The organism is Pseudomonas sp. PB103 (assembly GCF_009764635.1).
Classification (GTDB): domain Bacteria; phylum Pseudomonadota; class Gammaproteobacteria; order Pseudomonadales; family Pseudomonadaceae; genus Aquipseudomonas.
Map to the genome: position 1 here is coordinate 1 of NZ_RWIL01000126.1, position 25,966 is coordinate 25,966.

Consider the following 25,966-nt stretch of genomic DNA (forward strand, 5'->3'; position numbering starts at 1 on the left):
CGGCAGCTCCTACATGATCCGGTCAATGTAGGAGCTGCCGAAGGCTGCGATCTTTTGATCTTATTGCGCTGCCAAAACCTTTCCCGGTGAATGGCCAAACTGAATCAACCCCACCCCCGCAATCAACAACAGCGCCCCAAATACCCGTGGCAGCGTCAGCTGTTTCTCCAGCAACCCGAACAACCCGAAGTGATCCAGCAGCATCGAAGCCAGCACCTGTCCGGCCAGCGCCAAGGCAATGAATCCCGAAGCCCCGAGCTTCGGCAGCAACACCACCGCCAGCGCGACAAAACACACGCCAAACGCACCACCGGCCCACATCCACAACGGCGCTTTGCTGATAAAGTCCATCGACGGTAGCGGCAAGCGCAACAGCAGAATCACCGGTAACAACACCAACACACTCACCAACAGCGAGGCCAATGTCGCCCACAGCGGATGGCCCAAACCGCGCGCCAGATTGCTGTTGATCGCGCCCTGAAACGGCACCACCGCCCCGGCAAACGCGGCCAACGCCAACAACCCGGCCCACTGCAACGTACTCATGTTCATTCTCCAACAGGTTTTGCTGGACTCTAGAGTATTCGTCGCGCAGATTTAAATTCCGTTTCGTCATCCAGAACATGCATCAAATGAATGATCTACGCCGCATCGACCTCAACCTGCTGGTGATCCTCGACGCCTTGCTTAGCGAACAGCACGTCACCCGCGCCGCCGAGCGCTTGCACCTCAGCCAACCGGCGGTCAGTCATGCGCTGGCGCGTCTGCGTGACGTGCTCGGTGATCCGCTGCTGGTACGGGCTGGCTCGACGCTGGTGCCGACTGCGCGAGCACTGGAACTGATCGCACCGTTGGCCGAAGCCCTGGCACAAGTGCAATCGCTGCTGGCGCCCGACACCTTTGATCCGGCCAGTGCACGACGGACTTTTCGGCTGGCGATGTCGGACTATGGCGCGGCGATCATCCTCCCGTCGCTGATCCGAACCCTGCGTCATGAGGCGCCCGGCATCGATTTGCAAATCAGCCATGCCAGTCGTGAAGGGATGCTTGAAGGCGTGCTCAATGGCGATATCGACGTGGCGGCCGGGGTCTTCCCGGAAATGCCCCACGAATTGCGCAGCACGCTGCTGTTCGAAGAACGCTACGTGTGCCTGCTGGATCGCCGGACGTTGCCGGCCAGCGGTCATCTGGACCTGCGCACTTACCTGTCGCGCCCCCACGTCTTGCTGGAAATGCGCGGCAGCGGCACCCCGGAAATCGAACGCGCGCTGACCTCATTGCGCGAACGTCGCCGCGTCGCGATCAGCCTGCCGCACTGGAACGTCGCGCCGCAGTTGATCAGTGGCACGGACCTGATTTTGACCGTGTCATCGCGAAGCGTGCGCGACATTGATCAACAGACGCTGGTCGTGGTGCCGCCACCGTTCGAGATTCCGCCGTTCACGTTTGTGCTGGCCTGGCATAAGCGCCGGGGTGGAGATCAGGCGTTGAACTGGTTGAATCGAAAAATTCAGGAAGGGATAGTCGCGGCGAGCTGAGCGTTATTTACCACGCTTTTGGCGGCAGTCGCCGTGTATGGCGGTGTAGTGGTGTGTAATACAAGACGCTACAGCGTGATACGAGGAGAGGCCAGTCCCGTTTGTCTTCTGGGTAAGACCAAACGCGTTTTGATTTGCTGATGATTCGGTTGAAAGGGTCGATACAGCAGGGGATAGTGCGCGGCTGAAACCTCATCAAGGAGCGGGAAGTGACAGTGAAGTCTGGCTGGATCGGGTGTGCGGCGGTGTGCGCGTGGTTGATGGCGGGGCCGGCGTTTGCCGATTGCACGCCTGCCCCCAAGGCGCAAACGCTGGATTTTTCCATTTGTAAGGACTGGCCGGCGTTTCCAGGTCTGACGATCACCGCCGCCGCCCATTTCTCGCCCGATCCGGTGTACGGCGCAACAGAGACCGTGGGTGTCTACGACCTCGGGTTGTCGCTGAGGGCGAGCAGCGACTCGCAGCCGTTGGCGACGTTTCATCAGCCGGCTGCCTTCTCTGTTGACGCTATCGCGCTGGATGAACTGAAATTAGACACTGCCCGCTACAAGCTCGCGCCGCAATTGCAGGCGTTTGGCGTTCGAGTGCGCTTCAAAGGCTCTTCGCGGATGAATCCTCTGGATGAAACCTGGTTGTCGCTCTATGTGAAAGAGGGCGACACACTGCGTCCGGTCATGGATCGTCTGGTGGTATACGAGTATGGCGGTGAGTGGGATGGTAACTGTGCGGGCGAGCGTTATGAAACGTCGCGAACGCTGGAGCTGGCCAAAACCAGCACGCATGGCTATGCCGACCTGATCGTTAAAACGATCAGCAGCTCGACCGTTGGCAGCGGTGAGAGGGAGGTGTGCGAATCGAAAACCGTCACGCAAAAACCTGTCCTGACGACAATCCGTTATGACGGCAAAAAATATGAATTGCCCGCCGACTTCAAGGGCAACTAAGCCAACCGTTTTTATTCAAGGAAGAACAATGATTTCACGTAACACATTGCTGGGCTCCTTCATCGTCCTGGGACTGTTAACGATGACCGCCCAGGCCGCCTGCCAGACCAAAGAATTCGACGGCAAGTCGCTGTCCCGCTGCAAAGTCTGGCCGGCGTTCCAGAATCAGGCGATTGCACTCAAGTCGACGTACCTTGCCGACGCCGGGAGTGACGATGCCGGGATGTACGATCTCGACCTGTCGATCGTCAATGCCAGCAACGCCGCGCCCATCGCCACTTACCACAAGCCGGGCGCTTACAACTCCGACGCCATTCGCCTGGATGATTTGCGCATCGACACCGCGCGCTATCGCCTGGCGCCCGACGTGCGGGCTTTCGGCGTGCGTTCATTGTTCGGACACAGTTCCAGCGCACTGCCTTATGAGAAAACCGATCTGACCCTGTACGTCCGCGAGGGCAATGCGCTGCGTCCGGTACTGGAAGGCTTGGTGGTGTTCAAAAACAACGGTGAATTCATGGGTGACTGTAGCGGGTATGCCAATCAGGTCCGCCGCACGCTCGACGTTGCGCCAACGAGTCACCACGGTTTCGCCGATTTGATCATCACCACCCGCGGCAGCAAAATGAAAGAGATCAAGTCGGGCGGCCAATGCGTGTCGAAAACCACTGACCTGAAGAAAACCCAGATCACCCTGACTTACGACGGCGAACAATACGTCGTCCCCGAGGACTTCAGAGGTTACTGAATCCATGCTGACCGGCCTCAACCACCTGACCCTGGCGGTCAGCGATCTGCAGCGCAGCCTGACGTTTTATCGCGATGTGCTGCAGTTGCGCGTCGAGGCAACGTGGGACGCCGGCGCGTATCTGTCGCTGCCGGGGCTGTGGCTGTGTCTGTCGCTGGATCCATTGCGAGAATCCGAGCCGGGCGCTGATTACTCGCACTACGCCTTCAGTCTGGAAAGCGCGGACTTCGCGAATTTTGTACAGCGGCTAAAAGCGGTCAACGTGCAGCCATGGCGCGACAACCGCAGCGAAGGTGCGTCGATCTACTTCCTCGATCCGGATGGCCACAAACTGGAGCTGCATGTTGGCGATCTGGCGTCGAGGCTGGCGGCGTGTCGGCAAAAACCGTACGCCGGCATGCGTTTTTACGACGAGCAGTGATCAGGCGCAATCGGCTGATATAGACTGGCCGCCACGTGTTCTGGCGCTTGCAGGTTTTCCATGACTCCATCTTTGCTAATGGCCGTTCTGGCCTCGGGTTTCATCTACGGCATCACGCCGGGGCCGGGTGTGCTGGCGGTGTTCGGCATTGGCGCGGCGCATGGGCGGCGGGCCGGGGCAGGGTTCCTTTGCGGGCATTTGCTCGGTGATGTGGTCTGGTGCAGCACCGCACTGATCGCGATTGTCGGCGCCCGGGAAATCGGCAGCACGGCGTTCGATGTGCTTGGCGTGCTCAGCGGCCTGTACCTGTTCTGGCTCGGCTGGCGTGCGGTGCGGGCCCAGCGCCGTAGCGGCGACGAGGCACAAGGCGCGGCGCGCCAGCCGTTCTGGCACGGAATTCTGTTCGGTTTGACCAATCCCAAGGCTTATCCGGTGGCGGTGGCGACCTTTACGGCGCTGCTGTCGAGTCGCGCCGAACTGCTCAACTGGTCGATGTTGCCAGCGCTGATCGCCCTGAGTTTTCTCGGTGGACTGCTTGCCTACGCTATTCTCATTGGCGTGGTCGGCGCCCAGCGGGTGCGCACGCTGTATCAGCGTCACGAACTGCTCATTACTCGCCTGTGCGGCGTGATGTTCATCGGTTTTGCCGTCAACGCGCTGATGCATGCGCTGCCGGGGTTGATGCCGAACAAGGCTTGATGGTCTGTGCAGGGATGCGTGAATAAAAGGTCAAGGATGGTTGATGAGTGCTGCATTGTCCGGACACCCACGCTGAACCATGGAAAGCCGAAATTCCGCGCCGTTGGCGAGTTACATCGACCTGTTGCTGGACGCCGTTTGTGCGGTCGACAAGCAGGGGCGCTTCGTTTTTGTCAGTGCTGCCTGCGAGCGTATTTTCGGCTACACGCCAGACGAATTGATCGGTCGGCCGATGATCGAACTGGTGCACCCGGCTGATCGACAGCGCACGCTTGCGGCCGCCAGCGAGATCATGGGCGGCGAGCCGAAACACAACTTCGAAAACCGTTATGTGCGCAAGGACGGTCGCGTTGCGCACATTCTGTGGTCGGCGCGCTGGTCGGAAGTCGATCAACTGCGCATCGCCGTGGCCCGCGACATCACCGAACGCAAACAGGCCGAATCACGCCAGGCGGCGTTGTATGCGATTTCCGAAGCCGCCCATGTCGCCGAGGATCTGCTGGCGCTGTTCAAGCGTATTCACCTGATCATCGGTGAATGGTTGCCGGCGCTGAATTTCTCCGTGGCGCTGTACGACGAGCACTGCGCGCAACTGAACTTTCCCTATCATGTCGACGATCACGAATTGCAGCCCGAGCAACCCGGCACCGTCACCGGGCGCTTGTGCACAGAAGTGATCCGCAGCGGTCAGCCGATTCTTCTGACACCCGACAGCGACGATTGCCCGGCTGATTTTGCCGCACTGGTTGCCGGGCAGAATTCGCCTTGCTGGCTCGGCGTGCCCCTGAATTCGAAAAACGGCACCATCGGCGCGTTGATCGTCAAAAGCCTGCCCGGCGGCGAACGCTACACCGAGCAGGACAAGGAGCTGCTGCAATACGTCTGCGCCCAGGTTGCAACCGCCATTGAACGCCAACAATTGCACGCCCGACTGCGGCGCATGGCGCAATACGATCAGCTCACGCAACTGCCAAATCGGGAGTTGTTGCGCGAGCGTTTGACGGCGGCTTTAACCGGCGCCCGCGAGCAATCCGGGCATATGGCGTTGCTGTATGTCGACCTTGATCGCTTCAAGCAGGTCAACGACACGTTCGGTCATGCGGTGGGGGACATGCTCCTGCAAACCGTGGCCAATCGCCTCAAGGGCTGCGTGCGTGAAACCGATACGGTTGCGCGGATTGGCGGTGATGAGTTCGTCGTGCTGTTGCACAGTGTTCATGCCGCTGAAGATGCCGACAGCGTGGCGGAAAAAATCCGACAGGTGCTGGTACAACCGATGCGTCTGGATGGCCACAACCTGCGCATCGAGCCGAGTATCGGCGTCGCCCGCTACCCCGAGCACGGCAGTGGCGAGGAACAACTGTTCCGGCATGCCGATCAAGCGATGTACACGGCCAAGCGCTTGAACCACCACGCCTTCAATAACTGATCCGGTCGCGCCGTTCGTCGCATCGAGGGCAATTTTTCTAAACCTTTGCCCGGCAGAAAATTCTCAATCTAGGCGGGCACCTGCTCGCCACGATCATTACCAAGAGGTAGAGAATCATGCCTAATTCAAGAAACTCGAACTCGGGAAACTTCGCCAACGATCGAACGAAGGCCTCTGAAGCTGGTCGCAAAGGTGGGAAAACAACCACCACGACAGTTGATAAAGAGCCTGCGAAAACAGACATGGGCCGCAAGCCCGCTCAGAAATCGAAGTAGTCGGTGAAGGTTGTTTTGATTGAGAGGCGGGGGCGTAAGCTCCCGCTTGAATTTGCAGAGTAAGGAGGGCGCGACCATGAGCCGGATGGCCACCCGTGTACGCAACATCAGTTTTGCAACATTGCTGGGCCTGTGTGCCAGCAGTGCTTTCGCCCAGTCGCCCGCCGACTTCATCAACGAAGCGTCGGCAAAAGGCATGGCCGACATTGAGGCCAGCCGCTTGGCGCACGGCAAAACCGAATCCAAAGAGGTCAAGGATTACACCATCGTCGTGATCAATGACCGCACCACGGCCAATCAGCACCTGGCGAAGATCGCCAAGAAGCTCGACTTGCCCGTCGCCCCACGCGAGGAAATGGCTGACAAGGCCAAAGAACTCATACCAGAAGTGAAAGATGGCGCGACGTTCGACCAGGCCTACGCTGCCAGTCAGGTCAAAGCCACTGAAGAGGCTATCGAACAGATTCAGCAGCAGGCGCAAACCACCGACGTGCCGGAAATCAAAGCCTTCGCTGACGAGACGCTGCCCAAATTGCAAAACCACCTGCAAATGGCCCGCGCCCTGCAAGCCAGCCGCTAATCAAAAAAGATCGCAGCCCGCCCCATGTAGGAGCTGCCGCGGGCTGCGATCTTTTGTCACCCATCAACACTCATTCAAATCCTGCTTCGGCTTGCTCTTCTCGCCCAGCCCCTCAAGATTGAACACCTCGCCCTCACCCAGCATCCGATAGTGCTTGCGCAACGCTTCCAGTTGCTTGAGGTCCAGCGCCTCCAGTCCGAGCATCGCGTTCTGCGCCTCTTTGGTCACCAGCAGCAATTCATCGATCTTCAAATGCAGGATGTCGGTGTCGCGGTTCTGCGTGTTCTGAATCAGGAACACCATCAAAAACGTGATGATCGTCGTCGAGGTATTAATGATCAGTTGCCAAGTATCGTTGTAATTAAAAATCGGCCCGCTCAACCCCCACAACCCAATCAGGATCAACGCCCCCATGAACGTCTTCGGGCTACCGGCCCACAGGGCGAGCTTCTGGGAAATCTTCGCGAATTTCATAGCCGTGTTCCTTATTGGGATGCGCCTGAAATTCAGACACTGACGGGGTTGTGAAAATTCGACTTACAATTTTTTCCGTTCGAGAAAAATAGGGGGGGCAAAGACGCGAGGGATGACTTGAGGGTGAAACTTTCATTGTGCTGTTTTGTGGCTAGTATCAGTTGGCAATCAAATTGCCAGCAGCTCATTACACGGATAGAAAATCACGCAAGAGGCCACTCATGGAATTCTTCGAAAAGTTAGCCAGTCTAGCCGCCAAGGTCCGGTTGCAGAGCGCCGCAATCCAGACGGAAGAAGCAACGAAAAATGCATTTGTCATGCCCTTCATCAGCACGGTGCTTGGTTACGATGTTTTTGACCCAACAGAGGTTACGCCTGAGTTCGTCTGTGATGTGGGCACGAAAAAGGGCGAGAAAATTGATTACGCCATCATGAAGGGAGGGGAAGTACAGATTCTGATCGAGTGCAAAAAGATCGGTGAGCCTCTGCACATCAATCATGCTTCCCAGCTATTCCGCTATTTTCATGTCACCAGTGCACGAATCTCGATTCTCACCAATGGCCAGGTCTACAAGTTTTTTACGGACCTCGATGCGCCGAACAAAATGGATGAGAAGCCATTTTTGGAGCTGGATCTGCTGGACATTGATGAGTACTCGGTCCCCGAGTTGGTGAAATTGACCAAGTCGGCTTTTGACGTTGATTCGATCATCAACGCGGCGGGCGAATTGAAATATGTCAGCCAAATCAAGAAGGTCATCGCAGCGCAGGTCAGCAAGCCGGACGATGATTTCGTCAAGGTTTTCGCCTCTCGCGTTTACGACGGTGTGATCACTCAGAAAGTCCGTGAGCAGTTTCATGAGCTGACGCGTAAAGCTGTCGCGCAATTTCTCAATGACCAGATCAACGAGCGGTTGAAGTCTGCAATGAGCGGCGCTATCCCGCAGGCGTTGGTGCCAGTGCCGACAGCTTCTGGGGGCACAGATCCGTTGGTTCCAGGCGACGAATCAGACGATAAAATCATCACCACCCTGGAAGAGTTGGAGGGGTATCACATCGTTCGGGCGCTGGTTCGGTCGGTCGTCGATGCCAAGCGAATCGTGCAGCGCGATACTCAGAGTTATTTCGGCATCCTGCTGGATGACAACAATCGCAAACCGATCTGCAGATTGCATTTCAATCGTTCCCAGAAGTACATCGGTATCTTCGATGAGGAAAAGAACGAAACGCGCCATCCGATCAGTACGGTCGACGACATCTATGAGTATTCGGATCATCTGAAAAAAACGGTCGGGTACTACGCCTGACAATAAACCGGCCCTTGGAGGCCGGTTTTTTTATCGCCTACTCAGTGATTTCCATGCCTACGGTCCAACTGAAATACCCCACAGCCTCACACTGCTGGTTCACCAGCATGAAACTCAACTCGCACTGTTCGACCCCGATACCCTTCGCCGTGCAAGCCCAAAAGTGATCATCTGCCTTGTGGCTGCCGGGTACCGTCGGGTTTGCCGGGTCGGGAGCGGGGACGGTGAGGTGCGTGTGGACTTCCAGGGCCGGTTCTGAAACCACGTCGCTGCTGGCGACGGTCATGCGATAGATGACGACGCTGTGCTCGGCGATCAGGCTGATGGATCGTCCACGAAAATGCAGGAGGCGGCCGATCTCGATTGGCAGTGTCACTTTGCTGTCATTTATAACTATTTCTTTCGAGTTATTACCCGCGGCGAAAAAGACCAGACCATCGGCAATGCCTGTTGGCGCGGCCGGGTCCAGGCTGGAGTCCGGATGACGCTTCAGCATTGACTCGGCATCCACGATCAGCAGGATATTGTGTGCATCTGTAGCGGCAGAAGAGGGCGAGGGAATGGGTTCGGAAGTCATCATGGATTCCTTTCATGATGTTGGCACAAGACGGCAACCGCTTCGGTCAAGGCAAGACATCCTGTTCCGGCCGGGGCGGCAACGGATCGGTTGAGCCCCTCTTGGTCGAGGGGCCCTGAACATCATCAGTTATGAATGGAGATGAACGGATCCCACGAGCAGCAGCCGATGATCTGGCAGTTGCGATCGACGATCAGGAAGTGGAAGTGATAGGTCACGCGACCGCAGTCCAGGGTCTCCGACGACCAATAATGGTTATCGACTTTCTGGCAGCTGGGGACGGATGGGTTTTCCCGATTGGGCACCGCAACACAAGCTGTAGCCTTGCGCGGCGAGGGTGGCGAGATCAGGTCAGCACCGGCATTGCCGATGAACTTGTAGAAAATTACCGCCTGCTCGAAGCTCTGCGACAGGCTTGTTTCGCGCCAGCGGATCAGGTCGCCGACCTGAGCCTTGAGGTCCAGCTCGCCACCGGCCTGACCACTGACGACGTTATCCTGATTGGTGACCATGTACACATGATGCCAGTCGATCAGCGTGGGGTTCTTCGGGTCTTTGCTGATGTTTGGATATTTTTTCAGAATGGTTTCGGTGTCGATAGAGACCAGAATATCCGTAACTCGAGACATGGTAACGCTCCTTTTTTCAGAGTGACCGTCGCGCCTCAATCCAGGCACGACGACGCTTGCTTGCCGTATGGCTTGCGCGAGCACACTACTGGGGGGAACCCACCGGTCATGAGGTATGAGCAGGCCGTGCTCCTTGCACGAAGACGAGAGAATCGGGTTCCTTCCGACTGCCGCCACTTGACTATAGGTAGATTTCTTTTGCTGTCAAAATCGCTTTTGTCTGGCTCGACGGACGGTCAGAAACGCAATAGGCACCTAAGCATTGGCGATAAAGAACGGTCTTCGCAGACATGCTTTGAAATGAGTCGCTCTGGAGCGAATCGCGATGCAACCTGTATTGTAACCAACCGCTGCAACACCCCCTGACAGGAGAACGCAATGAGTTGGTCTGCCCAGCAATATGTCGCCTTCGAAGATGAACGTACCCGGCCGGCGCGCGATCTGCTGGCGGCGATTCCATTGGCTGAAGCGCGCTCGGTCATCGACATCGGTTGCGGCCCGGGCAACTCGACCGAACTCCTGGTGCAGCGCTTTCCGGGGGCAGGCGTCAGCGGACTGGACAGCTCGGCTGACATGATCGAGGCCGCACGCAAGCGCTTGCCGCAGTTGCAGTTCGAGGTGGGCGACATTGACCATTGGGCTGACGAAGGCCGCTTCGATGTGATTTTCGCCAATGCGGTGTTGCAGTGGGTGCCGGACCATGCGGCGTTATTGCCGGCGCTGGCAGGCAAGTTGTCGTCCGGTGGCAGCTTGGCGATCCAGATGCCGGACAACCTCAATGAACCGTCCCATCGGCTGATGCGTGAAGTCGCCGCCAATGGCCCGTGGGCGAGCAAACTGGCGGGAGCAGCAGGTCAGCGCACCGATATGGCGAGCGCCAGCGATTATTTTTCCATGCTGCGACCGCTCTGTGCGCGAGTCGATGTGTGGCGTACCACCTACCATCATCAATTGACTGGCGGGGCGGCGGGCGTGGTTGAGTGGTTCAAGGGCAGTGGTCTGATCCCGTTTCTCAACCCGTTGAGCGAGGCCGAGCAGGCAGCGTTTCTGGAGCAATACCAGGCGCGAGTCGAAGAGGCCTATCCGGCGCTGGCTGATGGTTCGGTACTGTTGCCATTCCCGCGGCTGTTCATTGTTGCGACCCGATAATAATCAGGGGCGTTGCAGGTGGGGTTTGCCGAGGCAGGGCCATTTGCACTGTACCCCTTGAGTTTGCACCGCAAGTCGGTACTGTCCGCTCCAACAGTGGAGGTCGGCGAATTTTTCATGTGTTCTACGGCTTTCGGCGCATCACAAGGGAGGGTAACAAATAGTGATCTGGTTTCTCGAAGGGCAGTCCAGTCAACGGGACATCATTCTCGGCGCGCGCGAAGCGTTGCCGGCTGAGGTGAAGATTTACGCCTCGCATCGACAGGATCGTCCCGAAATCACTTCGGTTGCCGACGTCAGCTTTGTCGAGCCTGCGGACAATCAGGAGCGCATCGATTGGGTCATTGCCACCGCGCAGGCTCATCAGATCAAGGTTGTACTGGCCGGTCGTGTGGGTCGGGAGTTCGAACACGCCCGTGAGCGCTTCGAGCGCGCCGGGCTTGTGCTGGTCACCGGTGCACTGTCGCTCGACACGTTTGACCTGGTCGACGACAAAAGCCGCTTCACGGCTGAGGCGGAGCGCGCGGGTCTGGCCTGCGTGCCGGCAATCACCGCGTCGAATGCCGAGGAACTGCAAGCGGCTTACCAGATGTTATCGGCGTCGGGGGAAGTCTGCGTCAAACCTGCCGTGGGCATTTACGGTCAGGGTTTCTGGCGGTTCAAGGCCAGTGCCGACCCTTTTCGCTGCTTCGCCAACCCCGATGTGCGTGAAGTGAACTTCGACATCTATATGCACGGCTACCGTTCGGCACTGACGCCGCCACCACCGATGCTGGTCATGCCGTACATGGCGGGCAGCGAATGTTCGGTGGACATGGTCTGCGAAGCCGGGCGCCCGGTTGCGTTCGTCGGCCGTCGCAAGAAAGGCCTGCATCAACTCTGCGAGCGTGAAGGGGCGGCAATCGAGCTTGCCTTGAAGGCCGCCGAGCACTTCAAGTGTGACGGTATCGTCAATGTTCAGACCCGTGACGACGCAGACGGTAACCCGCACCTGCTTGAGATCAACGCGCGTTATTCCGGCGGCGTCGGTTACACCCGGGCGGCCGGAGTGAACCTGGCGGGGATTTTTGCCGCTCGTCGGCTAGGCTTGCCCGAGCCCCAAGGGATTTGGCGACCAGACGTGCGGGTAAAGGGGATCACCGTTGCGGCGGTAGCATCACCCTGATATTAAATAGGCCTATGAAGTCTGATACCATTTGCTCGTTTGCGTCGACCGGCACAAACCCATGCAGGAAGCTATTCAAGGAGTTTTCAAGGAATGATGGTGCTAGCGCCTGGCGCAAACACCGCAGTATCAAGCGCCCGGAGTGAGTGGACTCTGGAATGTGGAAACTCTTCGGCTTTCGGGGAGTACGCCGCAGTTGCCATATTGCCGGTTGATGAAAAACGCCGCCCGAAAGGTGATCCTGCCCTCTTTCAGACGCCACGCGCCTGGATGGAATGGGTCGAGGACCAGCAGAAAGTCGGCTGCAAGCTGAAACTGGACGAAATCCCGGCGGGCAGCGATCGCGTGCTCCTGGTGGTGTACACCTTTTCTGCTGCGGGGCCGGTGAGTGAGCTGAAAAACCTGCGCCTGCAGGTCGATGGCCAGATTGATTACGCGCTGGACCTTGGCGAAAACGGCGAGTCCGCCATCATCATTGGCGAGTTCTACCGCCGAAATGATCAATGGAAATTTCGTGCGCTGGCTGAAGGCTCTGCCTACGGCCTCGCGGCGCTTGGCCGGCGTATCGGTCTGGATATCGACGACGCCCATCCCAATGGCCGCTCCAGTGGCGCAGGCTCCGGTCGACCGCCGAGCAGCGCCACCGGCACGGCGTTCGCCGTCTCTGCCACCCATGTCATGACCTGCGCCCACGTCATTGAAGGCATGCGTGAGATCCACATTGCCTCGTTTGACGGGCGCTACCGTGCCGATCCCGTTGTGGTTGATCGACGCAACGACATCGCTCTGCTGCGGGTGATCGATTGCCCGGCATTGAAACCGGTGGCCTTCAAGTCCGGCTTCGGTTGCGATCTGGGCGAAGCCATTGTCGCGCTGGGGTTTCCTTTGGCCGGTTTTGCCGGCGGTGGTGTCCACGTCACTCAGGGCGGTGTGTCGGCCCTGTTCGGTTTGCACAACGACGCCAGCCTGCTGCAGTTCACCGCAGCCATCCAGCCGGGCTCCAGCGGCAGCCCGCTCTTCGATTCTTCCGGGGCCGTGATCGGTCTCGTCACCTCATCCATACCTGACGCACAGAACATGAACTTTGCGGTGAAAGCCTCACTGTTGAGCTCTTTTCTCGATGCCTGCCGTGTTGACGGCAGAAAACATGCATCTGGCCAGACCTTTACCGCAGCCCAACTGGCACGCGAAGCACAAGCTTCGATGTGGCGGGTGGAAGCCTCAAATCTCTGATTCATCTTTGAATTGCAAACTTACGGAAGAGGCACTGGATCTTCGGTTCAGTGCCAAGGCAGGAAATTGTTAATGGAATCAAATGCAGCAACGCAAGCGCTGAGCGCGCAACTGATGCGCGGGCGTCTCGACGTCAACGTTGATGATGCTGTCATTGCCCCCGACTCACTGTTCGGCTTCGCCGAGCGTCGTAATCCGAAGCGGGCATTCCTGTTCGTCTCCAAAGTACTCGGACGACACATTCCTGTGCGTCCATCGGTAATGGCCGCCAGTTTTAAAAGCCTGGCGGCAGAAATTCCGGCTGACTTGCCAGGCCCTGTGCTGGTTATCGGCATGGCTGAAACCGCTGTCGGCCTCGGTGCCGGTGTGCACCGCGCCTACAGCGCCACCCGGCCTGATACGGTGTACATGGTCAGCACCCGTCATCCCACGGGCACCGAGTTGTTCACCCGTTTCGAAGAGGAACACAGCCACGCCAGCGCGCACCTGATTCACTTGCCGGTTGACCCGCAGGTGCGGGAGCAGATGCTCAATGCGCGCTCGTTGGTGCTGGTCGATGACGAAGCCTCGACGGGCAAGACGTTCATCAATCTGCATCGCGCGCTGGTCGATGCCGGTCTGGATAAAGTCGAGCAGGTCGTGACCTGCGTGCTGACCGACTGGTCCGGCGGCGCCGTGCGCGAGGCACTGGGCGATAGCGTGCACCAGGTGTCGCTGCTGAAAGGCTCGTATGAATTTTTTGAAGACACCGATGCGCCGCTGCCGGACATGCCAGCCGTGGGCACCATCGCCGCCGGTGATTGGCCGGTAAATGCGGACAACGACTGGGGCCGTCTCGGTGTGCGCAGCGTCGCCGATACCCTGGCGCCTGCGCTTCACGTAGAGCCTGGTGAGAAAATTCTGGTGGTGGGTACCAGCGAGTTTGTCTGGCGTCCGTTCCTGCTGGCCGAACGCCTGGAACGCGCGGGTGCCGATGTGCATTTCAGCTCGACCAGCCGCTCGCCGATTGCCCTGGGCCATGCGATCGAGCATGCCTTGTCGTTTGCCGACAACTACGGGCTGGGCATTGCCAATTTCCTCTACAACGTCCGTCCGGGTCAGTTCGATCGGGTGCTGATCTGCTCGGAAACCCCGCAGCAGGCGGTGTCTGCCGAACTGTTGAAAACCTTGAATGCGCAGGTGATCGTTGATGCAAAGTAATCGCCCGCTGGCGTTGGTCGATCTCGACGACACGTTGTTTCAGACCGCGCGCAAGATGCCCGAAGGTACACCGCGTCACACAGCGACCCTGGATGTCGACGGTCAGCCCAACGGCTACATGAGCCCGGTGCAGAAATCGATGGCCGAGTGGCTGCTGGCAACGACCGACGTGGTCCCGGTCACGGCGCGCAGCGTGGAAGCGTTCAGCCGCGTCCGGTTGCCATTCCGGCAGGGCGCCATTTGCTCCCATGGCGGGGTGATTCTTGGCGCCGACGGCAAGCTTGATCAGGCCTGGCAGGCGCGCATGAGCGATATCCTTGCGGCCTATCAAAGCCGTCTGCCGGAGCTGAGCGAAGCGACACTCGACATCGGCAGGCAGCTCGGTATCTCGTTGCGTGGCTGGGTGGTCGAAGAAGAGGGCCTGCGCCACTACGTGGTGACTAAGCACAACGAAAGCAGTGACGAAGTGCTCAACGCCGTGCTGGCTGAAGTTCAGTCCCAGGGTTTGCTCGAGGGCATGCACGTTCACGCCAACAGCAACAATCTGGCCTTCCTGCCGCAGGGCCTGTCCAAGCAGGCGGCGGTGCAGGAATGGTTGCGCCGTGATCGCGAAGCCAACGGCGAGCGTCCGCTGCTCGGCTTCGGCGATAGCATTACCGACCTGGCATTCATGCAAGAGTGTCACTGGTGGGTGACCCCGACGCGCAGCCAGTTGGCCAAACGCGTAGAGGCTTCGATTCATGAGTAAGGCCATCTCCAGCCTGGTGACGGTGGGCAGCGCGAGCTATGCGTCGGATGACGTGCATTTCCTGCTGCAAGCCGTACAGATGGACGTGACCGACGTCGAGGAAAAAGAGCGCCTGATTCAAACCAAGCAGAAGCACTATTCCGAAATGATCAGCCTGGAAAGTGCGCCCAGCGATATTCACAAGGCGCTTTACGAGCGAGTCCTGGCGCAAAACGGCGCGCGCATGGCCGCCGATGTGCAAGCCCTGGCGCTGGGTTTGAACGAAACCTGCAACGGCCCGTCGATTGTCCTGGTGTCGTTCGTGCGCGCCGGTCTGCCGCTGGGTGTGCTGCTGCGTCGCGCGCTGATCGAGATGGGCCGCGAAACCTATCATTACGGCATCAGCATCGTCCGTGATCGGGGTATCGATACTGTGGCGCTGGAAGCCATCATCGAGGCCCATGGCGCCGAGAACATCATCTTTGTCGATGGCTGGACCGGCAAGGGCGCGATCTGCGGTGAAATCCAGCGCAGCCTCGGCGATGACGCGCGTTTTCCGAAACTGCCGCGCCTGGTCGTGCTGGCGGACCCGTGCGGTCGCGCATGGATGGCGGCGTCTGCCGAGGATTGGGTGATTCCGTCCGGCATCCTCGGGGCGACCGTCTCTGGTCTGGTGTCTCGCTCGATCTGGCCGGAAAACGGCGGACTGCACGGCTGCGTGGTGTACGACCATCTGCGTGAGCACGACGTGACGCAAGCGTTCATCGAGCACATCGAAGTGCAGCGCAAAGCCTTGGGCGACGTTGCCAAAGCCACGCCGTGGAGTGAAGAACAACGTCGCGAACTGCAGGGCGCGGCGACCCATGTCGTTGAATCACTGGCAGCACGTTTTGAGATAACCAACCTCAACCGGGTCAAGCCTGGCATCGCCGAAGCGACGCGCGCCGTGCTGCGCCGCGTTCCGCACCACGTGTTGATCCGCAACCGCAACGACAGCGACGTGCAATTGCTCATGCATTTGACCGAAGCGGCCGGCGTACCGGTGGAAGAGGTCGGTGCACAGTTGGGGCCTTACCGTGCCGTGACGATCATTCGGAGCCTGGGCTGATGAAAACCCTTTCTCCCTATGCCCTCGGCGCCACCCTGTACATGCCGGCCACCCGCGCTGACCTGCTCGATGTGGTGTTCCGCAACAAGCTGCCGGAACTGCGCTCGCTGGTGGTGTGCCTGGAAGATGCGGTTGCCGATATCGATATCGCGACGGCGCTGGCCAACCTGCATGGCCTGTTGACGGTCATCGATCAGCGCGGCGGTCGTCCCGAAGACGGCCCGTTGCTGTTCGTGCGGCCGCGCGACTCGGAGATGGCGGCGGTACTCAACGACTGGCCGCTGATGGCGCACGTCGATGGCTTCGTCATCCCGAAACTGACCCTGGCCAATCTTGGCGCCTGGGAGCAGGCCGTGACCAATCCGGCGTTGTTCCTGATGCCGACGCTGGAAACCACCGACGTATTCAATCCCACGGCCATGGTCGAATTGGGGCAAGCGCTCAAGGCCAGCCTGAATCAGCGCATCATCGCCTTGCGCATTGGCGGCAACGACTTGATGGGCAGCCTCGGTCTTCGGCGTAATCCGACCACCACGCTGTACAGCACGCCGATGGGCTACGTGATCCCGATGCTGGCCGGCGTCATGGGGTCGCAGGGCTTTGCATTGACCGCGCCGGTGTTCGAGCAGTTGGCATCGCCGCATCTGCTCAAGGAAGAACTGGAACTCGATATCGCCCATGGCCTGGTTGGCAAGACGGCGATTCATCCGAGCCAGATCGAGATCATTCAGGACACCTTGCGCGTCAGCCTTGAAGACTTCAACAGCGCCAAGCTGATCGTCAGCGACGTGGCCCCGGCCGTATTCCGCCACAACGACGCGATGTGCGAGCCTGCTACGCACTACCGGTGGGCAGTGAAAATCCTTGACCGCGCGCAGTGGCACGGCATCCGTCAGGCGGAAGTCGGTGTCGGTGAAAGCGCGATTCGTCTGGCGGAGGTGTCAGGATGATAGAACAGATCGACAGCCCTGGAGCACCGCCACGGCCGGTTTTGGCGGTGTTCGATTTCGACGGCACGCTGACCCGGCACGACAGTTTTGTGCCGTTCCTGAAGTTCGCCTTCGGCAAGCGCGAGTTCAATCGTCGCCTGCTTCGGCTGGCATTGCCCAGCCTGCGGTTCGTCGCCCGGCGGATGAGCCGTGACGAACTCAAGGCGCAACTGATCCGCACGTTTCTCTCGGGCGTGAAGCTTGAGTGGCTGCAACAGCACGCCGCGAGTTATTGCGCGCAGGCCTGGCCGCGCCTGATGCGCCCGTCAGGGTTGCTGGCCATTGAGGCCGAACTCAAATCCGGAGCTGTAGTGACCCTGTGTTCCGCCTCGCCTGCGCTGGTATTGCAGCCTTTCGCTGATCGTCTGGGCGTGAAGTTGATCGGTACGGAACTGGAAGTGGTGGACGGCGTACTGACCGGACACATCACCGGCAACAACTGCCGATGCGAAAACAAGGTTCTCAGGCTCGAGGCGGTTTACGGCAGCTTGCTGCAGTTCCGGATCCGCGCCTGGGGCGATACCCGCGGCGATCACGAGTTGCTGGCAGCGGCTGAAGATGCGCACTGGCGGCACTTTCACCCGACGTGGCGGCGTGGCCGTCTGCGGGTGAGCAAAGCTAGTAATCCGGGCGTGCGTGATGCGCACACCGACCTGCATGGGGCGGGCAAACCTGATCGCTCCATGAACACCGATGACCAACAAGGAGCGTAACGATGGCACTTACCCTGAGTAAAAAACAGTCCATTTCCCTGGAAAAAACTGCCGGCACTGCGTTGTCCAGCGTCAGCCTCGGCCTGGGTTGGGATCCGGTAAAGGCCGGTTTTCTCGGCAAACTGATGGGCGGTGGCGGTGACATCGACCTCGATGCTTCGTGCATCCTGCTCGACGCCAGCCTGAAGCCTGTCGATCTGGTCTGGTTCCGTCAACTCAAGTCCCAGGACGGCTCGATCCAGCACTCCGGTGACAACCGCACTGGCGAAGGCGCCGGTGACGACGAAACCATCCATGTTGACCTGCAGCGCCTGCCAGCGGTCGTCCAGCATCTGGTGTTCACCGTGAACAGCTTCACTGGCCAGAACTTCGAAAAAGTTGAAAACGCCTACTGCCGCATCATCAATGCCGGCAACAAAACCGAACTGGCGCGCTTCAACCTGTCCGAGCGTGGCGCTCACACCGGCATCGTCATGGCGAGCCTGTCGCGCGACAACAATGACTGGAAGTTCACCGCTATCGGCGAGTCCACCCATGGTCGCACCGCCGATGACCTGATCAACCTGGCCACTCAGGCGCTGCGCTAATGGCGAGCCTTGCTCCGGGCGGCAACGCGCCAGTTGCCAGCGGCCCGCTTCGCGTCGACATCAATTACTCGCCCATTCCGGGCGCGGACATTGATGTCTCGGCCTTCGTTCTGGGAACCACGGCAAAGGTTCGCGGCGATGGCGACATGTGCTTTTACGGTCAGCCGAGCGTGCTCGGCGGTGCCGTGACCCTGGCGGATTCCTCGGCGGGGCGCGCGGTGTTCAACGTTGATCTGAGCCGTCTCGAACCGGCCGTGGAAAAAGTCGCGCTGACCGCCACGATCTACGAGAACAAAGCCAGCTTCGAGCGCGTCTCGCAGCTGTCGGTGGTGGTCTCGGGTGGCGTTGAAGCGCAGATCCCGACCAGCGGCATGAAGGAAACCGCGCTGATCCTCGGTGAGTTCTATCGCCGTCAGGGCGAGTGGAAATTCCGTTGTGTCGGTCAGGGCTTCAACGGCGGGCTCGAGCCACTGGCCAAGCATTTCGGCGTTGATGTCGCGGCTCCGGCTCCGGCTCCGGCAGCCGCGCCGACTCCGGCGCCAGTACCCGTGCCACCACCAGCACCGGCCGCGCCGAAGTCGACGATCAGCCTGAGCAAGGTCACCCTCGATAAAACACGCAGCTCCATCAGCCTGGAGAAGACTGCTGCCGGTTTCGGCGAGATCAAGGTCAACCTGAACTGGAACAAGCGCAGCTCCGGCGGCTTCTTCAAGAGCAGCACCTCGATCGACCTGGACGTCGGTTGCCTGTACGAGTTGCAGGACGGTGAAAAGGGTGTGGTTCAAGCCCTTGGCAACTGCTTCGGCAGCCTGAATCACGCACCGTACATCCAGTTGATGGGCGACGATCGTACCGGCTCTGTTGCCGGTGGCGAATGGCTGCACATCAATGGCACCAAGTGGGCGGAAGTGCGACGGATCCTGATCTTCGCCTTCATCTACGAAGGCGCGCCGAACTGGCGGGAGACCGATGGTGTCGTGACCATCCACATCCCGAACCAGCCGGACATCGAGGTACGTCTCAACGAAGAGGGCGGACGTGATGGCATGTGCGCCATCGCCATGCTCGAAAACGTCAACGGCGCCGTCAAGGTGTCCCGGCGTGTGGACTTCCACCGTGGTCATTCGGCGGTGGACAAAGCCTATGGATGGGGCATGAGCTGGCGTGCCGGCTCGAAATAGTGACTTCGGCGGGGCTTGGGGCCCCGCCTTTCAGAGGACCTCAAAATGTTTGCATGGCTTAAAGAAAACGCGGCAATAGCCCGGGACAAACTGACCAGCGAGGTCAGCAAGTTCAAAAACCAGAAGTTCATGGATGCCGTGACAGCCGCCTGTGCACTGGTCGCCTCGGCCGACGGTGAGATCTCCTCTGCCGAGAAAACCAAGATGGCCGGGTTCATCAGCAACTCGCCGGAACTGAAAGTGTTCAACATGGCCGACGTCATCAAGTCGTTCAATGGTCACTGCGAAAAGTTCGAATTCGACTATCAGATCGGTCAGGCGGAAGCGCTGAAGACCATCGGCAAGATCAAGAACGATGCCGGTGCCGGTCGTCTGCTGGTGCGCGTCGCCTGCGCCATCGGTGCGTCGGATGGCAACTTCGACGACAAAGAAAAAGCGGCTTGCCGTCAGATTTGCCTTGAGCTGGGTTTGAGCCCGGCTGATTTCGAACTTTAAGGAGCTGGACCTTGGACAGTCACATTGGATTTCCCCCGCTGACGATGGCGGTGTTCGTCGGGATCGCGGTGGGCGCGCTGCTGCTCGACATGGTCACCCATCGTGGCGACAAACCTATTTCGCTGGCTAAAGCCTCGATCTGGTCGATTTTCTGGATTGCGATCTCGCTGGCGTTTGCAGGCTTCCTGTACTACGAGCACGGGCCTGAGGTCGCGAGCCTGTTCGTCACCGGTTATGCGCTGGAGAAAGTTCTCAGCGTCGACAATCTCTTTGTGTTCATGGCGATTTTCGCCTGGTTCAAAGTGCCGGATGGCATGCGCCACCGTGTTCTGTACTGGGGCATCATCGGTGCGATCGTGTTCCGCGGGATCTTCGTGGCGATCGGTACCGGCCTGCTGGCTTTCGGCCCTTGGGTCGAAATCGTCTTCGCGGTGATCGTCGCCTGGACGGCCGTCATGATGTTGCGCAGCGGCGGTGATGACGAGGAAGAGGAAGACTATTCCAAGCACATGGCCTACCGCTTCGCACAAAAGCTCTTCCCGGTTTGGCCGAAGCTGTATGGCCACAACTTCTTCGTGTCGCGCAAGCAGCTCGAAGTGGAACTGAAAAAACCTGAAAACCAGGGCATGTCGCTGGCAGCCAAGGGCACCATTTTTGCCACGCCGCTGTTCCTCTGCCTGGTGGTCGCGGAAGTTTCCGACGTGCTGTTCGCGTTCGACTCCGTACCGGCGGTGATCGCCGTGAGCCGTGAGCCGTTGATCGTCTACTCGGCCATGCTCTTCGCGATTCTGGGCCTGCGGACCATGTACTTCGTACTCGAAGCGCTGAAACGCTACCTCGTTCACCTGGAAAAATCGGTGATCGCGCTGTTGTTCTTCATTGCCGTCAAGCTGGGCTTGAATGCAACGGATCACATGTTCCACCACGGCTACACCATTGATGCGAACACCAGTTTGCTGATCGTAATGGTTGTATTGGCGATCGGTGTCGTTGCCAGTCTGATCTTCCCCGGAAAGGAAGAAGACGCACCGGTCGAAAACCAATAAGTAATCGTCTTTACCACAAGGAGTAATACCCATGGCACTGACTCTTCAAAAGGGTGCAAACCTGTCTCTGACCAAAACCGACCCGAGCCTGAGCAAGATTCTGGTAGGTCTGGGCTGGGACCCGCGTGCAACTGACGGCGCCGAGTTTGACCTGGACGCGAGCGCTCTTCTGCTGGGTGCTAACGGCAAGGTTCGCAGCGAAGCCGACTTCATTTTCTACAACCAGCTCAAGAGCCTGGACGGTTCGGTCGAGCACACTGGCGACAACCGCACAGGTGCAGGCGACGGCGACGACGAAGTGATCAAGGTCGACCTGAGCCGTATCCCGGCTGACGTGGACAAGGTTGTGTTCATCGTCACCATCCACGACGCCGAGTCGCGCAAGCAGAGCTTTGGCCAGGTCGGTGGTTCTTTCATTCGTGTCGTCAACGACGTGACCAGCGCCGAAGTGGTTCGCTACGACCTGGCTGAAGACGCTTCGACCGAAACGGCGATGGTCTTCGCTGAACTGTATCGCAACAACGGCGAATGGAAATTCCGCGCCGTGGGTCAGGGTTACGCCGGTGGCCTGCGCGCCCTGGCCAACAACTACGGCATGAACTTCTAAACAACCCCCAGCAAAAGGAATCTGAACATGGCTGTAAGTCTGTCCAAAGGTGGCAACGTTTCGCTGTCCAAAGAAGCTCCTGGCTTGACCGAAGTGATCGTCGGCCTGGGTTGGGATCCGCGTGTTACTGACGGCACCGAGTTTGACCTCGATGCGTCGATTTTTATCGTCGGTGAAAACGGCAAAGTGCTCGACGACAACAGCTTCATTTTCTACAACAACAAAACCTCCGCCGACGGTTCCGTCGAGCACATGGGCGACAACCGCTCGGGCGCTGGCGAAGGTGATGACGAGCAAGCCACCGTCAAACTCAACGGTCTGGCTGCTGCTGTGAAGAAGCTGGTGTTTGCGGTAACCATCCACGACGCCGACGCTCGCAAGCAAAGCTTCGGTCAGGTGTCGAACGCCTACATCCGTGTGGTCAACAAGGCTGACGGCAAGGAACTGGCTCGCTACGACTTGAGCGAAGACGCTTCGACCGAAACCGCGATGATCTTCGGTGAGCTGTATCGCAACGGTGAAGAGTTCAAGTTCAAGGCCATCGGCCAAGGTTTCGCCGGCGGCCTGAAGCCTCTGGCGGAAGCTCACGGTGTGAGCATCGGCTAACCCGAAAGGGTTGAGAAGGCCCCCTCGCGAGGGGGCTTTTTCTTGCCTGTCGTTTTTGCAGTATCAGGATTGAAAGGGAAGGGGAAACAGGGAGATGCAAATGTTTCGTGGAATGTGCGCGGCGGGCGTTCTGGCAATGTTGGCGGGCTGTGGTGCCTACGACGATTTCCAGGCCAACAATGCCGTGCAGCAATACCGAGAGTCGTGCATGGGTAATAACACCAACGAATGCGCGAGCAAGCTGGTCGATACCAACATCATCATGCTCGAGTTGGCCCGTGGCCATCTGGATCGTGATAAGGACGCATTGATCAAGAACATGGGCAAGGACGGGTACGAGCGCGTTGCCAGCACCGCCAATGGCCTGATCGACAGACTGATCAAAGAACAGCAAAGCAAACGTCCAGGCTTCTTCGCGCGCTGGTTTCTGGGCGAAGCGCAGCCGTTCGGCAATTCGTCAAATTATCTCTTCACGGGCCCCGATATGCAGGAACTGCTTTCGGTTGTCACAGAAAAAGTACGTGGCGACATGGTCGCCGAGTCGCGCGAGCCGATGTCACCTACAGCTGCCATTCTGCTCGGCAAAGAGGTCGCTCCCGCAGCGCCCGCTGCTTCCGCCGCCGCCACTGAGCCGGCCGCCACCGCAACTGCGGCAATGCCAGCAGCACTCGATGGCGCGGTTGACCGCATGATCGCCGCTGAATTGGCGAAGGACGGAGGCGATGAGTACAAGGAAGGCCGGCAGGTGGTTTTCGCCGACTTCAATGACGATGGCGTCAACGATGCCGTGGTGCTTTACACCATCGAAGGGCAGGGGGGCGGTAACGGTTATTTTCAGTCCCTGGCCACGTTCTACGCCGATGCCAATGGCTGGACCTATCGCAACAGTCTCGTCGTGGGATCAGGCGTGCAGAACGTTCAGGTGCTCGATTCAAAAAAACTGGCGCTGAAAGTGCTTTCGGTCGGCCCCGACGATGCCAATTGCTGCCCGAGTGTCGAAAGCGTCGAACGGTACAAATGGAATGGCTCAACGTTTATCGCGACGCCAAGCGCTTGATTCGGCGCAGGGCGCCGTTGGCAGCCCTCAACGCGTGTGGGGCGCGGATCAAACTGGATCGCTCGGCGCGGCTTTTCGGGATCACCCCGCTGCGGATGTCCGGCCTCGGCTGAGGAAGATCCGCGCAAGCCTCAAGGCCTGCGCGGGCTGGCCATCAGCGAATAATGCCCTTGACTTTGGCGTCCTTCAGCCAGATCGGAAACTCGGCCATCAACAGGTCGTAGAGCTGTTCTTCCGAGATGTCGTGCAAGTCATCCAGCGCGAAGAAACCGCAGTTGTCGACCACGCGCCCGGGCAGGGTGTCGAGCTTTTCCAGAATCCCGTAACCCTTGCCGCCGAGCCCGACAAATTGCCAGAAGATCGGCAGATTGGCGGCGTCGACCATCAGGCGGGTGATCTTGCGGCTTTCCGATACGCCACCGTCACTGATGAACAGGACATACATGGGCGTGCCGTCATCGCTCAGATGAAACTGCTCCAGCACTTTTTCGATGACTTTGGGTTCATCGTTGATCCGGCTGCCCAGTTCCCAGTTTCTCCAGCCACGGCTGTCGCTGTCGATGAAGCCCTTGTGGTTGCTCAGCGTTACGGGTGAGAGGCGCAAAGGCTTGGCGCCGAACGCCCAGCAATCGAGCTCGCCGTCCTCGTCGAACGACACCGCCAGCGGCAGCAGCCTGTCGACCACTTCCTGTACCCGGCCTTTGGCGTATTGATGGTTCATCGAGCCTGAGGCATCAAGCACCAGCACCACGCGCGCCTTGGTCTGCGTGAGGTTGGCTTTTTCCAGGCTGATCTGGGCTTTTTTGGCCAGGCTGACCAAGTGCGGTGCGGCAGCGGCAATCTTTTTCTCGAGGGAAACCTTTGCCGGCGCTGGCGCTGGAACCGGGGCCGGCACAGGGCTTTCAGCCACTTCTCCGCCGAAGTGATTGACCAGTGCATCGAGGCCCTGTGCGTAACCTTGCAGGTTCGAGAGCAGGCGCCATTCGCCGTTCTTGCGATAGAGTTCGGCGACCATGATCGCTTTTTCGGCGCTGAAGGTCGCACCGGAAAACGCGCACTGGGCAACCGTCTGACCGGCCGGGTTGGACACGCTGAACTGACTGGCACCGATGGCGCTCATCGCGCCGGCGCCATCAATGGAGGCGGTGAACACCAGGCGATCAATGGTGGCCGGCAACTGCGCGAGATTGATCTGAAACCGCCCCTGATCTTCAATCTTGACGCCGGCGCACGGCGTGCTCGGTTGATTGAAAAACACCATGTAGCGATCGTCGGACAGCTTGCCCTGCGCGTCGACGCCGAAGCAGACAAAATCAATGACGTCGCTGGACTGAATCTGCACCGCGAGGGTGAGCGACTGACCCTGGAGAATGTTGGACAGTGGCAGGCGTTGTCCCTGAGTGATCTGCATCTTGCTTCCTTGTTTGATGATGGGTTGCCTCGGCACTTGCCGGGGAGGGCGCCGATCGCCGGCGTATTATCACCCCAAACCCGGTTGAAAGCTTTGCCCTCAGCGCTGCACTGACACCAGCAGCATCATCGGCCGTTCGCGCTCTTCTGCCAGCGCCGGTTGCGCAGCCACTTCGGCGTCGCTTGGGCCCCATTCGTTGACGTGACGAATGTTGAACCCCGCAGCAATCAGCCCATTGAGCAGCGTGCCCATCGTGCGATGCTGCTTGATCACACCTTCGGCCAGCCAGTTCGTCACGCGCTCGCCTTCCTTCTGATAACCGTCCAGCGGCCAGCGCTTGTTACCTTCGCTGTCAATCAACCACCCCGGATTGCGCGGCGCCATGAAGATCGGGTGTTCGATGGAAAAGACAAAGTGCGCACCCGGTTTCAACGCCGCGTACAGCTGCGCAAACAGCCCTGGCAGATCCTTGATGTAATGCAGCGCCAACGAGCTGTAGGCCAGGTCGAAATGGCAAGCGGGCAGGTCGAGCTGTTCAAGGTCGGCACGCTCGTAGCGGATGTTCGCTGCAGTAGTGGTATTGCGTGCCCGTTCGAGCATCTTCTCCGAGACATCCAGGCCCAAGACGTCGGTGGCGCCATTCTCGCTGGCCCAGCGGCTGAACCAGCCATAACCGCAACCCAGATCGACCGCGTGCAAACCGTGCATGGACGGTAACAGCGCCTTTAGCGCCGGCCACTCCGGCGCCGCGTCAAGGCCTCCGATCGAGCGGTTCATTTGGCTGTAGCCCTGGAAGAATGCTGGATCGTCGTAAATGTTTTGCGTCATGGTGAAATGCTCTTTTGATTTCGGTCGTCAGCGGCGCAGTGGCCGCGATTGGAATCCCTCGAAAGTGAAGGCGCGTATTCGTCGATGGCCGCGCAGGGGGAGGGTGGTGGTTGATGGGGAAATGCTAGTTGGTTGGGCGGGAGGTGAAAACCGATGGAGTGTTGTGGATCTGTAATGTCGGAAAAATCGCTATGGTTTATCGCCGTGTAAACGTATTCCTGGCGAAGTGTTTAAAGGCGTGCA

General features: G+C 59.0%; 30 protein-coding genes. 24 read left to right on the plus strand and 6 right to left on the minus strand.

Going from position 1 to position 25,966, the window contains the following annotated elements:
- Positions 1-60: 60 nt before the first annotated feature.
- Positions 61-546: a DMT family transporter gene (locus EJA70_RS22640; RefSeq protein ID WP_158833649.1), complete on the minus strand. Its 486-nt coding sequence runs from the start codon at positions 544-546 to the stop codon at positions 61-63.
- A 77-nt stretch (positions 547-623) separates the two neighbouring features.
- Here EJA70_RS22640 and EJA70_RS22645 point away from each other — a divergent pair, with 77 nt between their 5' ends.
- The 8 genes from EJA70_RS22645 (at position 624) to EJA70_RS22680 (ending at position 6,634) form a co-directional block, all read left to right on the plus strand.
- Entirely contained in the window at positions 624-1,538 is a 915-nt protein-coding gene (locus tag EJA70_RS22645) for a LysR substrate-binding domain-containing protein (protein ID WP_178116963.1), read from the plus strand.
- A 209-nt stretch (positions 1,539-1,747) separates the two neighbouring features.
- A complete protein-coding gene (locus EJA70_RS22650; RefSeq protein ID WP_158833653.1) occupies positions 1,748-2,482 on the plus strand; it encodes a hypothetical protein in 735 nt (244 codons plus the stop codon).
- Between the two features lie 28 nt (positions 2,483-2,510).
- Positions 2,511-3,230 carry a hypothetical protein gene (locus EJA70_RS22655; protein ID WP_158833655.1) on the plus strand — a complete coding sequence of 240 codons (720 nt, stop codon included), beginning with the start codon at positions 2,511-2,513 and terminating at the stop codon, positions 3,228-3,230.
- A gap of 4 nt (positions 3,231-3,234) precedes the next feature.
- Positions 3,235-3,651: a fosfomycin resistance glutathione transferase gene (fos, locus tag EJA70_RS22660; protein ID WP_158833657.1), complete on the plus strand. Its 417-nt coding sequence runs from the start codon at positions 3,235-3,237 to the stop codon at positions 3,649-3,651.
- Positions 3,652-3,711: 60 nt separating this feature from the next.
- Positions 3,712-4,350: a LysE family translocator gene (locus EJA70_RS22665; protein ID WP_158833659.1), complete on the plus strand. Its 639-nt coding sequence runs from the start codon at positions 3,712-3,714 to the stop codon at positions 4,348-4,350.
- Between the two features lie 79 nt (positions 4,351-4,429).
- Complete coding sequence (locus EJA70_RS22670) at positions 4,430-5,779, plus strand: bifunctional diguanylate cyclase/phosphodiesterase (protein ID WP_158833661.1); 1,350 nt, start codon at positions 4,430-4,432, stop codon at positions 5,777-5,779.
- 116 nt (positions 5,780-5,895) lie between these two features.
- Positions 5,896-6,054: a KGG domain-containing protein gene (locus EJA70_RS22675; protein WP_081500477.1), complete on the plus strand. Its 159-nt coding sequence runs from the start codon at positions 5,896-5,898 to the stop codon at positions 6,052-6,054.
- A 76-nt stretch (positions 6,055-6,130) separates the two neighbouring features.
- Entirely contained in the window at positions 6,131-6,634 is a 504-nt protein-coding gene (locus EJA70_RS22680) for a DUF4142 domain-containing protein (RefSeq protein ID WP_008076884.1), read from the plus strand.
- A 63-nt stretch (positions 6,635-6,697) separates the two neighbouring features.
- Here EJA70_RS22680 and EJA70_RS22685 read toward each other — a convergent pair whose 3' ends face one another.
- Positions 6,698-7,108 carry a low affinity iron permease family protein gene (locus tag EJA70_RS22685; protein WP_158833664.1) on the minus strand — a complete coding sequence of 137 codons (411 nt, stop codon included), beginning with the start codon at positions 7,106-7,108 and terminating at the stop codon, positions 6,698-6,700.
- A 221-nt stretch (positions 7,109-7,329) separates the two neighbouring features.
- On the opposite strand from EJA70_RS22685, the gene EJA70_RS22690 reads away from it, so the two are divergent.
- Positions 7,330-8,415 carry a type I restriction endonuclease gene (locus EJA70_RS22690; protein ID WP_008076889.1) on the plus strand — a complete coding sequence of 362 codons (1,086 nt, stop codon included), beginning with the start codon at positions 7,330-7,332 and terminating at the stop codon, positions 8,413-8,415.
- Positions 8,416-8,452: 37 nt separating this feature from the next.
- Here the strand turns inward: EJA70_RS22690 and EJA70_RS22695 are convergent, their stop codons facing one another.
- Together EJA70_RS22695 and EJA70_RS22700 are read right to left on the minus strand one after the other, a co-directional pair.
- Positions 8,453-8,992, minus strand: a complete 540-nt coding sequence (locus tag EJA70_RS22695; protein WP_158833666.1) for an AidA/PixA family protein — start codon at positions 8,990-8,992, stop codon at positions 8,453-8,455.
- 125 nt (positions 8,993-9,117) lie between these two features.
- A complete protein-coding gene (locus EJA70_RS22700; protein WP_008076892.1) occupies positions 9,118-9,621 on the minus strand; it encodes an inclusion body family protein in 504 nt (167 codons plus the stop codon).
- 378 nt (positions 9,622-9,999) lie between these two features.
- On the opposite strand from EJA70_RS22700, the gene tam reads away from it, so the two are divergent.
- The 15 genes from tam to EJA70_RS22775 all read left to right on the plus strand — a co-directional run bounded on the left by tam (position 10,000) and on the right by EJA70_RS22775 (position 23,484).
- Positions 10,000-10,770, plus strand: a complete 771-nt coding sequence (gene tam, locus EJA70_RS22705; protein WP_158833668.1) for a trans-aconitate 2-methyltransferase — start codon at positions 10,000-10,002, stop codon at positions 10,768-10,770.
- Between the two features lie 163 nt (positions 10,771-10,933).
- Positions 10,934-11,935, plus strand: a complete 1,002-nt coding sequence (locus EJA70_RS22710) for an ATP-grasp domain-containing protein (RefSeq protein ID WP_008076896.1) — start codon at positions 10,934-10,936, stop codon at positions 11,933-11,935.
- 93 nt (positions 11,936-12,028) lie between these two features.
- Positions 12,029-13,168, plus strand: coding sequence for a trypsin-like peptidase domain-containing protein (locus EJA70_RS22715; protein ID WP_158833744.1), 1,140 nt, complete (start codon positions 12,029-12,031; stop codon positions 13,166-13,168).
- 72 nt (positions 13,169-13,240) lie between these two features.
- Positions 13,241-14,368, plus strand: a complete 1,128-nt coding sequence (locus EJA70_RS22720; RefSeq protein WP_158833670.1) for a phosphoribosyltransferase domain-containing protein — start codon at positions 13,241-13,243, stop codon at positions 14,366-14,368.
- Positions 14,358-15,116: a trehalose phosphatase gene (locus tag EJA70_RS22725; RefSeq protein WP_158833672.1), complete on the plus strand. Its 759-nt coding sequence runs from the start codon at positions 14,358-14,360 to the stop codon at positions 15,114-15,116. Before EJA70_RS22720 ends, EJA70_RS22725 begins: the two co-directional genes overlap by 11 nt.
- Positions 15,109-16,203, plus strand: coding sequence for a cysteine protease StiP family protein (locus EJA70_RS22730; RefSeq protein WP_158833674.1), 1,095 nt, complete (start codon positions 15,109-15,111; stop codon positions 16,201-16,203). Before EJA70_RS22725 ends, EJA70_RS22730 begins: the two co-directional genes overlap by 8 nt.
- Complete coding sequence (locus EJA70_RS22735) at positions 16,203-17,153, plus strand: HpcH/HpaI aldolase/citrate lyase family protein (RefSeq protein ID WP_158833676.1); 951 nt, start codon at positions 16,203-16,205, stop codon at positions 17,151-17,153. Before EJA70_RS22730 ends, EJA70_RS22735 begins: the two co-directional genes overlap by 1 nt.
- Positions 17,150-17,905 carry an HAD family hydrolase gene (locus EJA70_RS22740; RefSeq protein WP_008077956.1) on the plus strand — a complete coding sequence of 252 codons (756 nt, stop codon included), beginning with the start codon at positions 17,150-17,152 and terminating at the stop codon, positions 17,903-17,905. Before EJA70_RS22735 ends, EJA70_RS22740 begins: the two co-directional genes overlap by 4 nt.
- A gap of 2 nt (positions 17,906-17,907) precedes the next feature.
- Positions 17,908-18,492, plus strand: a complete 585-nt coding sequence (locus tag EJA70_RS22745) for a TerD family protein (protein WP_008077954.1) — start codon at positions 17,908-17,910, stop codon at positions 18,490-18,492.
- Positions 18,492-19,673 (plus strand): TerD family protein, encoded by a 1,182-nt coding sequence (locus tag EJA70_RS22750; protein WP_158833678.1) that lies wholly within the window; start codon positions 18,492-18,494, stop codon positions 19,671-19,673. The genes EJA70_RS22745 and EJA70_RS22750 overlap by 1 nt, the downstream gene beginning before the upstream one ends.
- Before the next feature lie 45 nt (positions 19,674-19,718).
- A complete protein-coding gene (locus tag EJA70_RS22755; RefSeq protein ID WP_008083529.1) occupies positions 19,719-20,168 on the plus strand; it encodes a tellurite resistance TerB family protein in 450 nt (149 codons plus the stop codon).
- A 44-nt stretch (positions 20,169-20,212) separates the two neighbouring features.
- Positions 20,213-21,214, plus strand: a complete 1,002-nt coding sequence (locus EJA70_RS22760) for a TerC/Alx family metal homeostasis membrane protein (protein ID WP_052635297.1) — start codon at positions 20,213-20,215, stop codon at positions 21,212-21,214.
- A gap of 31 nt (positions 21,215-21,245) precedes the next feature.
- A complete protein-coding gene (locus EJA70_RS22765; protein ID WP_008083532.1) occupies positions 21,246-21,821 on the plus strand; it encodes a TerD family protein in 576 nt (191 codons plus the stop codon).
- Positions 21,822-21,848: 27 nt separating this feature from the next.
- A complete protein-coding gene (locus tag EJA70_RS22770; RefSeq protein WP_008083534.1) occupies positions 21,849-22,427 on the plus strand; it encodes a TerD family protein in 579 nt (192 codons plus the stop codon).
- Positions 22,428-22,521: 94 nt separating this feature from the next.
- On the plus strand, positions 22,522-23,484 hold the full coding sequence (locus EJA70_RS22775) for a hypothetical protein (protein WP_158833680.1): 963 nt from the start codon (positions 22,522-22,524) through the stop codon (positions 23,482-23,484).
- Between the two features lie 154 nt (positions 23,485-23,638).
- On the opposite strand, the gene EJA70_RS22780 is transcribed toward EJA70_RS22775, so the two are convergent.
- Entirely contained in the window at positions 23,639-24,895 is a 1,257-nt protein-coding gene (locus tag EJA70_RS22780) for a VWA domain-containing protein (protein WP_158833682.1), read from the minus strand.
- Positions 24,896-24,994: 99 nt separating this feature from the next.
- Positions 24,995-25,723 carry a bifunctional 2-polyprenyl-6-hydroxyphenol methylase/3-demethylubiquinol 3-O-methyltransferase UbiG gene (locus EJA70_RS22785; protein WP_158833684.1) on the minus strand — a complete coding sequence of 243 codons (729 nt, stop codon included), beginning with the start codon at positions 25,721-25,723 and terminating at the stop codon, positions 24,995-24,997.
- Positions 25,724-25,966: the final 243 nt, after the last annotated feature.